We start from the raw sequence: 12,032 nt of genomic DNA on the forward strand, positions 1-12,032 counted from the left end.
ATGAAAAAACTCAAACTGGTGATGATCGGCAATGGCATGGCCGGGGTCCGTACCCTGGAAGAATTGCTCAAGCTGAGCAACGAGCTGTATGACATCACGGTCTTCGGCGCCGAACCGCACACCAACTACAACCGCATCCTGCTGTCGCCGGTGCTGGCCGGCGAACAGACGTTCGAAGAGATCGTGCTCAACGATCTCGACTGGTATCTGCAAAACAACATCAAACTGCTGCTCAACCGCAAAGTGGTGGAGATCGACCGGGTCAAGCGCCGGGTGATCGCCGAAGACGGCACCGAGGCCGAATACGATCGCCTGCTGATCGCCACCGGCTCGACCCCGTTCATCCTGCCAATCCCCGGCAACACCTTGCAGGGCGTGATCGGTTACCGCGACATCGCCGACACCCAGGCCATGATCGACACCGCCAAGACCCACAAGCACGCCGTGGTGATCGGCGGCGGCCTGCTCGGCCTCGAAGCGGCCAACGGCCTGATGCTGCGCGGCATGCACGTCACCGTGGTGCACCTCGGTGAATGGCTGCTGGAGCGGCAACTGGACAAGACCAGCGGCCAGCTCCTGCAAACCGCCCTCGAATCCCGTGGCCTGCACTTTCGCCTGTGCGAACAGACCCAGGCCCTGCACGACGCCGGCAACGGTCGCGTCGGCTCGGTGCAATTCAAGAACGGCGACACCATCCCCGCCGATCTGGTGGTGATGGCCGCCGGCATCCGCCCCAATACCGAACTGGCAGAAAAGGCCGGCATCCCGTGCAATCGCGGGATTCTGGTCAACGACACCCTGCAAACCTACGACCCGCGCATCTATGCCATCGGCGAATGCGCCAGCCACCGTGGCATTGCCTACGGCCTGGTCGCGCCGCTGTTCGAACAGGCCAAGGTCTGCGCCAACCACCTGGCGCAACTGGGTTTCGCCCGTTATCAAGGCTCGGTGACTTCGACCAAATTGAAAGTCACCGGCATCGACCTGTTTTCCGCTGGCGATTTCATGGGCGGCGAAGGCACCGAGACCATCACCCTCTCCGACCCGATCGGCGGGGTGTACAAAAAACTGGTGATCAAGGATGACGTGCTGGTCGGTGCCTGTCTGTACGGCGATACGGCAGATGGCGGTTGGTATTTCCGACAAATTCGTGAGAATCACGCCATCGGCGAGATCCGCGATCATCTGATGTTTGGTGAAAACGCCCTCGGCGACGTAGGACATCAGGGCCAGGACAAAGCCATGAGCATGGCCGACAACGCCGAAGTCTGCGGCTGCAACGGCGTGTGCAAGGGCACCATCGTCAAGGCGATTCAGGAACACGGTCTGTTCAGCGTCGACGAAGTGAAGAAACACACCAAGGCGGCCAGTTCCTGCGGCTCCTGCGCCGGTCTGGTCGAGCAGATCCTGATCAACACCGTCGGCGGCGCGGCGGATGTCAAACCGAAAAGCGAAAAAGCCATCTGCGGCTGCAGCGACCTCAATCACGGCCAGATCCGTCAAGCCATTCGCGAGCAACACCTGCTGACCATCGCCGGCACCATGAGCTACCTCAACTGGCGCACCCCGAACGGCTGCGCCACCTGCCGCCCGGCGCTCAACTATTACCTGATTTCCACCTGGCCCGGCGAAGCCAAGGACGATCCGCAGTCGCGCCTGATCAACGAGCGGGCCCACGCCAACATTCAGAAGGACGGAACCTACTCGGTGGTGCCACGGATGTGGGGCGGCGTGACCAACCCGTCGGAACTGCGGCGAATCGCCGACGTGGCGGACAAATATCAGGTGCCAATGGTCAAGGTCACCGGCGGCCAGCGCATCGACTTGCTGGGGATCAAGAAGCAGGACCTGCCCGGTGTGTGGAAAGACCTCGACATGCCGTCCGGCCACGCCTACGGCAAATCGATCCGCACCGTAAAAACCTGCGTCGGCAGCGAGTTCTGCCGCTTCGGCACGCAGAATTCGACCCAGTTGGGCATCGACCTCGAACATGACCTGTTCAACATGTGGTCGCCGCACAAAGTGAAACTGGCGGTCTCCGGATGCCCGCGCAACTGCTCGGAAGCAGGGATCAAGGACGTAGGAATCATCGGTGTCGACTCCGGCTGGGAGATGTACATCGGTGGCAACGGCGGGATCAAGACCGAAGTCGCCGAGTTCTTCGTCAAGCTCAAGACCGCCGAGGAAGTCCGCGAATACAACGGCGCGTTCCTGCAGCTGTACCGCGAAGAAGCCTTTTACCTCGAACGCACCGTGCACTACTTGCAACGGGTCGGCATGGAGCACATCAAGAAAGCCGTGCTGGAAGATCCCGAGCGCCGCAAGGCCCTGAACGAGCGCCTGCAATTCTCCCTGTCGTTCGAACAGGACCCGTGGAAAGAGCGCCTCGCGCAGCCGCAACTGAAGAAAGAGTTCGACGTGATCCCCGTGAAAAACCTGGAGGTGCCGGCATGAACTGGCTCGATATCTGTGCCCTGGAAGAGATCAATGCCCTCGGTTCGCGGATCATTGCCGGGCCCAAGGGTGACATTGCGATCTTTCGCACAAGTGACGATGAGGTTTTCGCGCTCGATGACCGCTGCCCGCACAAGGGTGGCCCGCTGTCCCAAGGCCTGATCTACGGCAAGCGCGTGGCCTGTCCGCTGCACAACTGGCAGATCGACCTGCAATCCGGCGAAGCCCAGGCGCCGGACATCGGTTGCGCGCACCATCACCCGGCCCGGGTCGAAAACGGCCGCGTCCAGCTGGCCCTGCGGGACGCCGTCTGATGAACCGCCAGACGACCGCCTCGACCTGCTGTTATTGCGGGGTCGGCTGCGGCGTGCTGATCGAGCATGACGGCGAGCGCATTCTCGGCGTCAGCGGTGATCCGGCGCACCCGGCCAACTTCGGCAAACTGTGCAGCAAAGGCTCGACCCTGCACCTGACCGGTGATCTGGCAGCGCGCGCGCTGTATCCGGAACTGCGCTTGGGCAAAGGTTTGGCGCGCAGTCGTTGCGACTGGGACACCGCGCTGGAGCACGCCGCCAACGTATTCGCCGAAACCATCGCCGAACATGGCCCGGACAGCGTGGCGTTCTACATCTCCGGGCAGTTGCTGACCGAGGACTACTACGCCTTCAACAAACTGGCGCGGGCGCTGGTCGGCACCAATAACATCGACAGCAACTCGCGGCTTTGCATGTCTTCGGCAGTGGTCGGCTACAAGCGCAGCCTCGGCGCCGACGCGCCACCGTGCAGCTATGAAGACCTGGAACTGAGCGATTGCGTGATGATCGTCGGCAGTAACATGGCCTACGCCCACCCGGTGCTTTTTCGTCGTCTTGAAGAGGCCAAATCCCGTCGTCCGCAGATGAAAGTCATCGTCATCGACCCACGGCGCACCGACACCTGCGATCTTGCCGACCTGCACCTGGCGATTCTGCCGGGCACCGATGTCGCGTTGTTCCATGGGATTTTGCATCTGCTGTTGTGGGAAGATTGGATCGACCGTGACTTCATCAAGGCCCACACCGAAGGCCTCGCCGAGCTGAAAAGCCTGGTGCGTGATTACACCCCGGCCATGGTGTCGCAGCTATGCGGGATCAGCGTCGAGCAGTTGCAGCAATGCGCCGAATGGATCGGCACTGCGCCGAGTTTTCTGTCGCTGTGGTGCATGGGCCTGAACCAGTCCACCGCCGGCAGCGCGAAGAACAGTGCGCTGATCAACCTGCACCTGGCCACCGGGCAAATCGGCCGGCCCGGTGCAGGACCTTTCTCCCTGACCGGTCAGCCGAATGCCATGGGCGGGCGGGAAACCGGCAGCCTCTCCAACCTGTTGCCCGGTCATCGTGAGGCTGCCAATCCGGAGCACCGCGCAGAAGTGGCGGCGTATTGGGGCGTAGATTCGCTGCCGGAAAACACCGGGCTCAGTGCCATCGAACTGTTTGAACACGTGCGCAGCGGCAAGATCAAGGCGCTGTGGATTGCCTGCACCAACCCGGCGCAATCGATGCCGGATCAGAACGCCGTACGCGCGGCGCTGGAGGCTTGTCCGTTCGTGGTGTTGCAGGAGGCGTTTCGCACCACTGAAACCGCAGCGTTTGCCGATCTGCTGCTGCCGGCGGCCAGTTGGGGCGAGAAGGAAGGTTCAGTGACCAACTCCGAACGGCGGATTTCCCACGTCCGCAAAGCCATTACCGCACCGGGTGAAGCGCGACCGGACTGGGCGATCACGGTTGATTTCGCACAACGCCTGGAGAAACGTCTGCGCCCGCAAAAGCCGAGCCTGTTTGCGTTCGATCAGCCCGCTCAGCTGTTCGATGAATTCAAAGCACTGACCCGTGGCCGCGATCTGGACGTGTGCGGCATCAGCCATGGGTTGCTTGATGAAATCGGACCGCAGCAATGGCCGTTTCCTGAGGGCGCCCGACAAGGCACTCCGCGCCTGTACTGCGACGGCATATTTCCTACGGCCAGCGGTCGCGCGCAGTTTGTTGCCGATCCCTATCGCGCTGCAAAAGAGCAACGGGACGCGCGTTTTCCACTGACACTGATCACCGGTCGCCTGCGTGATCAATGGCACGGTATGAGCCGCACTGGCACGGCGGCACAGTTATTCGGGCATGTCAGCGAAGCTGTGCTGAGCCTGCACCCGGACGAATTGCGTCGGCACCGTTTGCAGCCGGGGGATCTGGTGAGTCTGAAGAGCCGCCGGGGCGCGGTGATCGTGGCGGTCGGAAGCGATGACAGTGTGCGTCCGGGCCAGGCCTTTCTGCCGATGCACTGGGGCGATCGTTTTCTCAAGGGCGGCGTGAACTGCCTGACCCTGCCCGCCTTCGATCCCTTGTCGAAGCAACCGGAACTCAAGCACAGCGGGGTACGTCTGGAACCGGTGAATCTGCCCTGGCAGCTTTTCGCACTGATCGAGGGCGATGTTCAACGGCACTTTGAGGCGCTTCGACCGCTGTGTGAGGCGTTTTCCTACGCCAGCCTCAGCCTCGTCGGTCGCGAGCGTCCGGCGCTGCTGATACGCGCTGCCAGCGCCGCCGCACCCGAGCCGCAGTTGCTGCGCGAAATCGACCAGTGCCTGGCCCTGATCGACGGTCCGGTACTGGCCTATGACGATCCTCGCCGGGCTATCGGCAAACGGGTACGCATCGAGAACGGGCGAATCACGGCCATCCGCCTCGCTGGCGAAACCCTCGCCCAGCATTGGCTGCAAGGCTTGTGGCTGGAGGGCCGCGCAGACGAACAACTGCGGCGCTGGCTGCTGGCGCCGATGAGTGCGCCGCCGGGTAATGCCGGTGTGCAGAGCGTTGCTGACAAGACCCTGTGCAATTGCAAAAACGTCAGCCACAGCGCGGTCTGCGCCGGCATTCGAGAAGGTCTGGATTTGCAGGGTTTGAAAAACACACTGGGCTGCGGCACGCAATGCGGTTCCTGCGTCCCGGAAATCAAGCGTTTGCTGGCCGCCGAAGCGCGGCCGGTCGCCGTAATCTGAAGAGGAAAACACCATGAATGCAAAAGTCTGGCTGGTGGGCGCGGGTCCCGGCGATCCTGAATTGCTGACGCTCAAAGCCGTGCGGGCCTTGCGCGAAGCGGATGTGGTGCTGATCGACGATCTGGTCAACGACGCGGTGCTGGAGCACTGTCCTGGCGCGCGGATCATTCCGGTCGGCAAGCGCGGCGGCTGTCGTTCGACACCACAGGCATTCATCCATCGGCTGATGCTGCGTTATGCGCGCCAGGGCAAATGCGTGGTTCGTCTCAAGGGCGGCGATCCCTGCATCTTCGGCCGTGGCGGCGAGGAAGCGCAGTGGTTGCGTGAGCGCGGGGTTGAAGTGGAGCTGGTCAATGGCATCACCGCCGGGCTGGCCGGGGCGACGCAGTGTGACATTCCGCTGACTTTGCGCGGCGTGGCACGGGGCGTAACGCTGGTCACTGCGCACACTCAGGACGACAGCCAATTGAACTGGCAGGCGCTGGCGCAAAGCGGCACGACATTGGTGATCTATATGGGAGTGGCCAAGCTCAGCGAGATTCGTGAGCAGTTATTGGCCGGCGGGATGGCGACGGATACGCCCGTGGCGATGATCGAGAACGCATCCCTGCCGCAACAACGGGAATGCCGGAGCGATCTGACGAGAATGGAGGGAGACGCCTGCAGGTTTGAGCTCAAGAGCCCTGCCATTCTGGTGATTGGTGCGGTGGCAGCTTCTGCGGCCCGAGCCGATTTACTCGCCTGGCCAGCCGATCAGTCAGCCTGATCATCTGGTTTTCACCAAATCGCAGACAAAGAAAAGCCCGGCATAAGCCGGGCTTTTCTCAAAGCGGCGAGCTAATTACTTAGCTTGAGCTTCAACCTGCGCTTCTACGCGACGGTTAACAGCACGACCAGCTTCGGTTTTGTTGTCAGCAACTGGGCGGGATTCGCCGTAGCCAACCGAACCAACGCGGGACGATTCAACACCGTACTGGTTAACCAGAACTTGTTTAACGGCGTTTGCACGACGCTCGGACAGTTTCTGGTTGTAAGCGTCAGGACCGACGTTGTCAGTGTGACCTTCAACAGTGGTGCGAGTCGATGGGTACTGCTTCATGAAGTCAGCCAGGTTTTTGATATCGCCGTAGCTGTTTGGCTTGACGACCGACTTGTCGAAGTCGAATTTCACGTCCAGCTCAACACGAACAACTTCAGCAACTGCCGGGCAGCCATCAGCGTCAACAGTTACGTTGGCTGGGGTGTCTGGGCACTTGTCAACGTTGTCGCAAACGCCATCGTTGTCGCTGTCGGAGCAGACTTCAGCTGGTGCTGGAACTGGAGCAGCAGCAGGCTTGTTGCCGCCACCGAAGTTCACACCCAGACCGATTACTGGAGCGTAGTTCCAGCGACCGTTGTCCAGTTTGTAGTCAGCGTCTACACCAGCACGGGCGTAGAAGTTTTCAGCGAAGTAGTACTTAACGCCAGCGCCAGCAGTCAGGTAGGTCGACTGATCGCGACCGGTGTGGCCGTCAGCAGCTACGTTGGTCAGGCTGCCGTGCTTCACACCGCCAGCAACGTAAGGACGCAGAGCGTCACCAGCGTTGTTGAAGTGGTACTGAGCGTTCAGACCGAAGTTGTCGCCACCCAGCTTCTGGCTGCCGGTGCCGTCGTTCGAACGGGTGTGGTTGTTCTTGTCGTAGGTCAAGTTCAACGATACGTCGTCGGTCAAGAAGTAACCGATAGAGGCGCCTGGGTTGAAGCCGTCTTCGACATGGTTAACGCTGTCGTTGTACTGCTTCTTGTAGAACAGTTCGCCTTCAACTGCGCCTTGGCCTTGTGCCAGTGCGCCGAACGAAGTAGCGGCAATCAAAGAACCAATGGCCAAGCCCAAGGTGTTTTTCAGTTTCATCCGTTAAATCCCCATCTGGTGATTGTGAAGCAGTCCCGCAAACCGGGGGACAACTCGGCGGCAAGTCTATCAGAACTTGCCTACACGTAAGAGATATTTGCGCTGAACTAAGTTTCAGCAATGCCTGCAAATTTCTCACGCAATTTATCTAGAGCACGTTTGTACCGCATTTTTGTAGCACTCAAACCCATGTGCATGATGTCTGCGATCTCCTGAAATTCCAGCTCTGCGACAAATCGAAGCACCAGAATTTCACGGTCAATCGGGTTCACATACACCAGCCAGCGATCGAGTCCGCCCTTCTCCTCGGGTTTCGGCGCCTTTTCTTCAGACGCTTCCTCGAGGGGGTCAAGACTCAGTGCGTCCATCAAGCGACGCTTTCGCCGTTCCTTCCGATACTGCGTGATGCATTCGTTGTAAGTGATGCTATATAGCCATGTCTTGAACTTCGATTTCCCCTCGAAGTTCTTCAGGCCGTACAGCACCTTCAACATCACTTCCTGACAGACATCGTCTGCGTCGCGATCGTTCCCAAGATACCGCGCACAAACGTTAAATAATGTTCGCTGGTAACGCCGCATCAGTTCTTCATAGGCGCGCGTCACGTGAAACAGCTCGGTATGCGAGCGCGCGACCAACTCCTCATCAGAGAGCTCGCGGGGGTCGTAGCGCGTGGATAGCGTTTGGGCTTTATTCAAAACAAGTCGTGCCGACAGTCAGGTCAATGTCCACCGCTGCCAGCATCAGCTGGCATTTTGCGGCGGCATACATTAGCAGGGTTTGCCGGGTTAGCGGCTACTCACATGCTGTTCCAGCAGGATCCGATTGGAGAGTGAGACTAGCTCACCCTCATCGGTCAGCAATGTAGTCTTAACCGTGCCGATCTCTTCGATCTGGCCTTCGACCTCGCCAACACGCACTTGTTGCCCAACCTGATACAACTCACGCACATAGATTCCCGCAAGAATCTGACCGGCAATTTCCCGGCTTCCCAGGCCCATGGCCAGCGCAACCGCCAGACCAACGGTAATCAATACGATGACGATCACATGGTTCAGCAGGTCGGTCTTGACCTCGAGCTGACTGATCGCGACCGAGATACTGATGATGATCACCAGGCCCTGGGCAATTCGCCCAAGCCCTGAAGCGTAGTCCAGACCCACGCCTTCTGCCGCACCGCGCACCAGACCGTTGGCCAGCTGCGCCAGCAATACACCGACCAGCAGCACCAAGGCTGCGCCGAAAACTTTCGGAACATATAGCGCCAGCATGTCCAGCGTAGCTGAAACCCGCTCAAGCCCAAGGGATTCTGCTGCAGAAACCAGGAAAATCAGCAGAACGAACCAATACACGATTTTTCCGATCAGGGTCGAGATCGGCACTTGCAGTCCCGCACGGGACATCAATTTGGTCAGGCCGGTGCCGCCCATCAGGCGATCAAGACCGAGCTTGGCCAGCAGTTTGGACAACAGGGTGTCCAGCAGCTTGGCCACGACGAAGCCCAACAGCAGCACCACCAGTGCGCCGAACAGGTTCGGGATGAAATTAGCGACTTTGGTCCACAACGCAGTCATTGCCGTGACGAGGCTCTGAGTCCAGAGATCAAGTTCCATATTCAATCAGCCTTATCAGCAGTGCGAGCGGTAGGTTTACGAAGACGGGAAACCGGCGCGACATGGGCCGAGCCGTTGTTCAGGGCGATCATCAGCGCGGGCAGCCAGCGGCCCAGCAGGCTGAACAGATCGCCGGCGCCGACCTGGCGGTTGGCGGTTTTGAGTACGCGGCCCAGACAGGCGTCGTCGTCGCGGCCGGACGGCGAGGCGTTGAGCATGTCGCGCAAAGACTGTTCAAACGGATCGTGCATACGCACCTCTCGTGATGTCTGTGAAAGACGCGGGCAAATTTGGTCGGGTCACATGGCGCATCGTCATACCCAGCGCAAACGGCGGAACAACCACCATTGTCCAAGCGCCACCGAGACCATCAGCAGGCACGCCACAAGGAATCCGTAGGGGCTCCCGGAAAGCGGAATTCCGCCGACATTGATCCCCAGCAGGCCGGTGAGAAAACTCATCGGCAAAAAGATCCCGGTGATGATCCCGAAGCGGTACATCGTGCGATTCATGCGCACGCTCAAACGCCGGTCTTCGGTGTCCAGCACAAGCCCCACGCGCTCTCGGGTCAATTCGAGCTCTTCGAGATAGCGGGTCAGGCTGTTGTTCAATTCGTTCCAGTAGTCGGCGTCGTCATCGACGAACCAGGGCAGTTTTATCCGCGTCAGCTGTCCGAAAATATCCCGCTGCGGCGCAAGAAAACGCTTCAGTCCGGCCGCCCTGCGACGGATGTGCAAAATGGCACCGTGCTCGGGAGTATACCGTTCGTCGGCATCCAGTTTTTCTTCCTCTTCATCGACCACTTCCGAGAGGCAAGTGACCAGATCCTGCACCTTGTTGGTGAGGTATTGAGCGAGATAGAGAATGAGTTCGGACGAGGTTTTCGGGCCTTTGCCCTCCCCCAGCATCGCCAACAGTTCATCGGTGGCGCGCAATGGGCGCAAACGCAGGGAAATCACACGCTGGGCCGAAGCGAAAATCCGTACCGACACCATGTCTTCCGGCTCGGCACCCGGATTGAGATTGACCCCGCGCAAAAACAGCAGCAATTCGGAATCGGGCAGCGGCAACAGCCGTGGACGGGTGTTCTCTTCCAGCAGCAGGTCGCAGGTGAATTCGTTGAGTCCGCTGGATTTGCGCAGCCAGGTCTGGGTCTGCGGGTGACTGCGATCCCAGTGCAGCCACAGGCTTTCGTGTGCCTGCAGCTGCAAACTGTCGAGATCAGTCCGGGCTATCGAACGCGCACCGCCTTTACCGTCCAGCACCAGGGCATGCACCAGCCCCCATTGCGCGTTTTCTTCCTCGAACATCCTCACCCCAGTGCTTACCGCGATTTTATTCAGGCATCTTCAGCGGGCTCGGCGAGATGATCACGCCGTTGTTGTCCGCATAGATGTATTGGCCCGGATGAAACGTGACACCCGCAAACGTCACCGGCACGTTGAGGTCGCCGAGACCGCGCTTGTCGGTCTTCTTCGGGTGGCTGGCCAGCGCCTGGACACCGAGATCGGTCTGGGCGATGACATCCACATCACGGATGCAACCGTAGATCACCAGCCCTTCCCAACCGTTTTTCGCGGCTTTCTCGGCGATCATGTCACCCAGCAGCGCGCAGCGCAGGGAACCACCGCCATCGACCACCAGCACCTTGCCGTTGCCCTTGAGTTCGGCTTGTTCCTTGACCAGCGAGTTGTCTTCGAAGCACTTGATGGTCACGATTTCGCCGCCGAAGGAATCACGGCCGCCGAAATTGCTGAACATCGGTTCCAGCACCTGCACCAGCTCCGGATAGGCGTCGCACAGGTCAGGCGTAAGGTAATGGTTCATCGAAAAACTCCTGTAACAAGGAAGACGATCAAGGATGTCGCACTCTTTTGAAACGAGTCCCGGCGGTCGCTGTTTACCTTAGTCCATGCAATGGTCGCTGACCGAACCTGAACAAAGGCTGAAACGTAATAGCGAAACAGTCACTAAATATGACCAGAACCGTCCAATGCGTCATATCTTAGCCGCAAGCCGACTCGAACGAAATGCCCTTTTCAGCGTGTTCCGATCACACCGCCGCTGCCAGATCGGGCTTTTCGCCCAGCAACGGCGAGTGCTGATCCGCCAGCCAGCGCGCCACCAGCGGCCAGACTTCAGCCTGGGCGGCCTTGCTCACCAACATCTCGACATGACCGAAATTGTCGTTGAAGCCCTGCTCGCGTCCCAGATTGATGAATTGCTTGTGCTCGGAACCGATCTGATCGAACAGTTTGCGACAGGCCCACGCCGGATCCTGATGATCGCCAGCCGCCGTCACTGCCAAGACAGGCACCTGAACATCGGCGAGCCCCGCCCACCAATCCTTGTCCTTGTCGCCAAAACGCCCGAACAGGCCGTACCAGCGCATGCTTTCCAGCGCCAGGCCGATCGGCTCATCTTCGGGGCCACGCTTGAGCCGCGAGCCAGACAACTGGGCAAAACGCTTGAGAATGAAGCGTCCGCTCCACTCCACCGGCGGAATTTTCAACGGCCAGTACGTGCGGCTGACCTGCGTGCCGAAAAACGCCGCCGACGCCACAGCCGGTTCACCGAGGTATTCGCCGCCCAGCGCTGCTGCCAGGGTGATGCCGCCCAGCGAATGGCCGATCCAGTGCGGTACCTGCCCGCTCTGCTCACGCACGAACGCAGCGATGGCCGGCAAATCGTAACGGGCATAGTCGGCGACGCGGTTGCGGCGGTAGTCCTCGTTACGCTGGGACAGACCGTGGCCGCGCATTTCCGGGATCCACACATCGAAACCCAGACGCGTCAGGTAGGCGCCCAGCCCCAGCCCTTTCGGGGAGAACCAGAAGCGCCGATTGGAAAAGCTGCCATGCAGCAAAATTACCGGTACGCCGCGTGTCGCCGGTTCATCGGCCATGCCGAGACGGGTCACCGCGATTTCCACGGACCAGTCAGGGCTGTTGCCCGGTTTCAAGCGGTATACGTCTTCGCTCAGATCACCGCGTCGTTCGGCGCTGATCAGGGCGACAGGAAATAGGTCACTGCTGCTTTGCATAAT

The 12,032-nt window shown here is 59.8% G+C and carries 11 protein-coding genes; 4 read left to right on the plus strand and 7 right to left on the minus strand.

Going from position 1 to position 12,032, the window contains the following annotated elements; translation table 11 throughout:
• From nirB to cobA, 4 genes are read left to right on the plus strand one after another with little or no spacing between them, the layout of a single operon-like run.
• A complete protein-coding gene (gene nirB / locus AC3WRD_RS28245; RefSeq protein ID WP_102622607.1) occupies nucleotides 1–2,454 on the plus strand; it encodes a nitrite reductase large subunit NirB in 2,454 nt (817 codons plus the stop codon).
• Nucleotides 2,451–2,768, plus strand: coding sequence for a nitrite reductase small subunit NirD (gene nirD, locus AC3WRD_RS28250; RefSeq protein ID WP_064586764.1), 318 nt, complete (start codon nucleotides 2,451–2,453; stop codon nucleotides 2,766–2,768). The genes nirB and nirD overlap by 4 nt, the downstream gene beginning before the upstream one ends.
• The gene (locus tag AC3WRD_RS28255) at nucleotides 2,768–5,482 is read left to right on the plus strand and encodes a nitrate reductase (protein ID WP_102622608.1); all 2,715 of its coding nucleotides are present in this window, start codon (nucleotides 2,768–2,770) and stop codon (nucleotides 5,480–5,482) included. The genes nirD and AC3WRD_RS28255 overlap by 1 nt, the downstream gene beginning before the upstream one ends.
• Before the next feature lie 13 nt (nucleotides 5,483–5,495).
• Complete coding sequence (cobA, locus tag AC3WRD_RS28260) at nucleotides 5,496–6,248, plus strand: uroporphyrinogen-III C-methyltransferase (RefSeq protein WP_102622609.1); 753 nt, start codon at nucleotides 5,496–5,498, stop codon at nucleotides 6,246–6,248.
• A gap of 75 nt (nucleotides 6,249–6,323) precedes the next feature.
• On the opposite strand, the gene AC3WRD_RS28265 is transcribed toward cobA, so the two are convergent.
• The 7 genes from AC3WRD_RS28265 to AC3WRD_RS28295 form a co-directional block, all read right to left on the minus strand.
• On the minus strand, nucleotides 6,324–7,373 hold the full coding sequence (locus AC3WRD_RS28265) for an OmpA family protein (RefSeq protein ID WP_096822517.1): 1,050 nt from the start codon (nucleotides 7,371–7,373) through the stop codon (nucleotides 6,324–6,326).
• A gap of 107 nt (nucleotides 7,374–7,480) precedes the next feature.
• The gene (gene sigX / locus AC3WRD_RS28270) at nucleotides 7,481–8,071 is read right to left on the minus strand and encodes an RNA polymerase sigma factor SigX (RefSeq protein WP_011333251.1); all 591 of its coding nucleotides are present in this window, start codon (nucleotides 8,069–8,071) and stop codon (nucleotides 7,481–7,483) included.
• 90 nt (nucleotides 8,072–8,161) lie between these two features.
• A complete protein-coding gene (locus tag AC3WRD_RS28275) occupies nucleotides 8,162–8,986 on the minus strand; it encodes a mechanosensitive ion channel family protein (RefSeq protein ID WP_065259736.1) in 825 nt (274 codons plus the stop codon).
• Nucleotides 8,987–8,988: 2 nt separating this feature from the next.
• Nucleotides 8,989–9,237 carry a CrfX protein gene (locus AC3WRD_RS28280; protein ID WP_085700244.1) on the minus strand — a complete coding sequence of 83 codons (249 nt, stop codon included), beginning with the start codon at nucleotides 9,235–9,237 and terminating at the stop codon, nucleotides 8,989–8,991.
• Nucleotides 9,238–9,300: 63 nt separating this feature from the next.
• Complete coding sequence (locus AC3WRD_RS28285) at nucleotides 9,301–10,296, minus strand: zinc transporter ZntB (protein WP_085732397.1); 996 nt, start codon at nucleotides 10,294–10,296, stop codon at nucleotides 9,301–9,303.
• Between the two features lie 25 nt (nucleotides 10,297–10,321).
• Nucleotides 10,322–10,813, minus strand: a complete 492-nt coding sequence (gene rraA / locus AC3WRD_RS28290) for a ribonuclease E activity regulator RraA (protein ID WP_096822518.1) — start codon at nucleotides 10,811–10,813, stop codon at nucleotides 10,322–10,324.
• Between the two features lie 226 nt (nucleotides 10,814–11,039).
• On the minus strand, nucleotides 11,040–12,029 hold the full coding sequence (locus tag AC3WRD_RS28295; RefSeq protein ID WP_096822519.1) for an alpha/beta fold hydrolase: 990 nt from the start codon (nucleotides 12,027–12,029) through the stop codon (nucleotides 11,040–11,042).
• Nucleotides 12,030–12,032: the final 3 nt, after the last annotated feature.

The organism is Pseudomonas sp. FW215-R2 (assembly GCF_058789255.1).

Coding starts and splice junctions, on each gene's coding strand:
- nirD (WP_064586764.1), top strand. CDS start 2,451: ATGAACTGGCTCGATATCTGTGCCCTGGAAGAGATCAATGCCCTCGGT.
- AC3WRD_RS28255 (WP_102622608.1), top strand. CDS start 2,768: ATGAACCGCCAGACGACCGCCTCGACCTGCTGTTATTGCGGGGTCGGC.
- cobA (WP_102622609.1), top strand. CDS start 5,496: ATGAATGCAAAAGTCTGGCTGGTGGGCGCGGGTCCCGGCGATCCTGAA.
- AC3WRD_RS28285 (WP_085732397.1), bottom strand. CDS start 10,296: ATGTTCGAGGAAGAAAACGCGCAATGGGGGCTGGTGCATGCCCTGGTG.
- rraA (WP_096822518.1), bottom strand. CDS start 10,813: ATGAACCATTACCTTACGCCTGACCTGTGCGACGCCTATCCGGAGCTG.
- AC3WRD_RS28280 (WP_085700244.1), bottom strand. CDS start 9,237: ATGCACGATCCGTTTGAACAGTCTTTGCGCGACATGCTCAACGCCTCG.
- AC3WRD_RS28265 (WP_096822517.1), bottom strand. CDS start 7,373: ATGAAACTGAAAAACACCTTGGGCTTGGCCATTGGTTCTTTGATTGCC.
- AC3WRD_RS28275 (WP_065259736.1), bottom strand. CDS start 8,986: ATGGAACTTGATCTCTGGACTCAGAGCCTCGTCACGGCAATGACTGCG.
- nirB (WP_102622607.1), top strand. CDS start 1: ATGAAAAAACTCAAACTGGTGATGATCGGCAATGGCATGGCCGGGGTC.
- AC3WRD_RS28295 (WP_096822519.1), bottom strand. CDS start 12,029: ATGCAAAGCAGCAGTGACCTATTTCCTGTCGCCCTGATCAGCGCCGAA.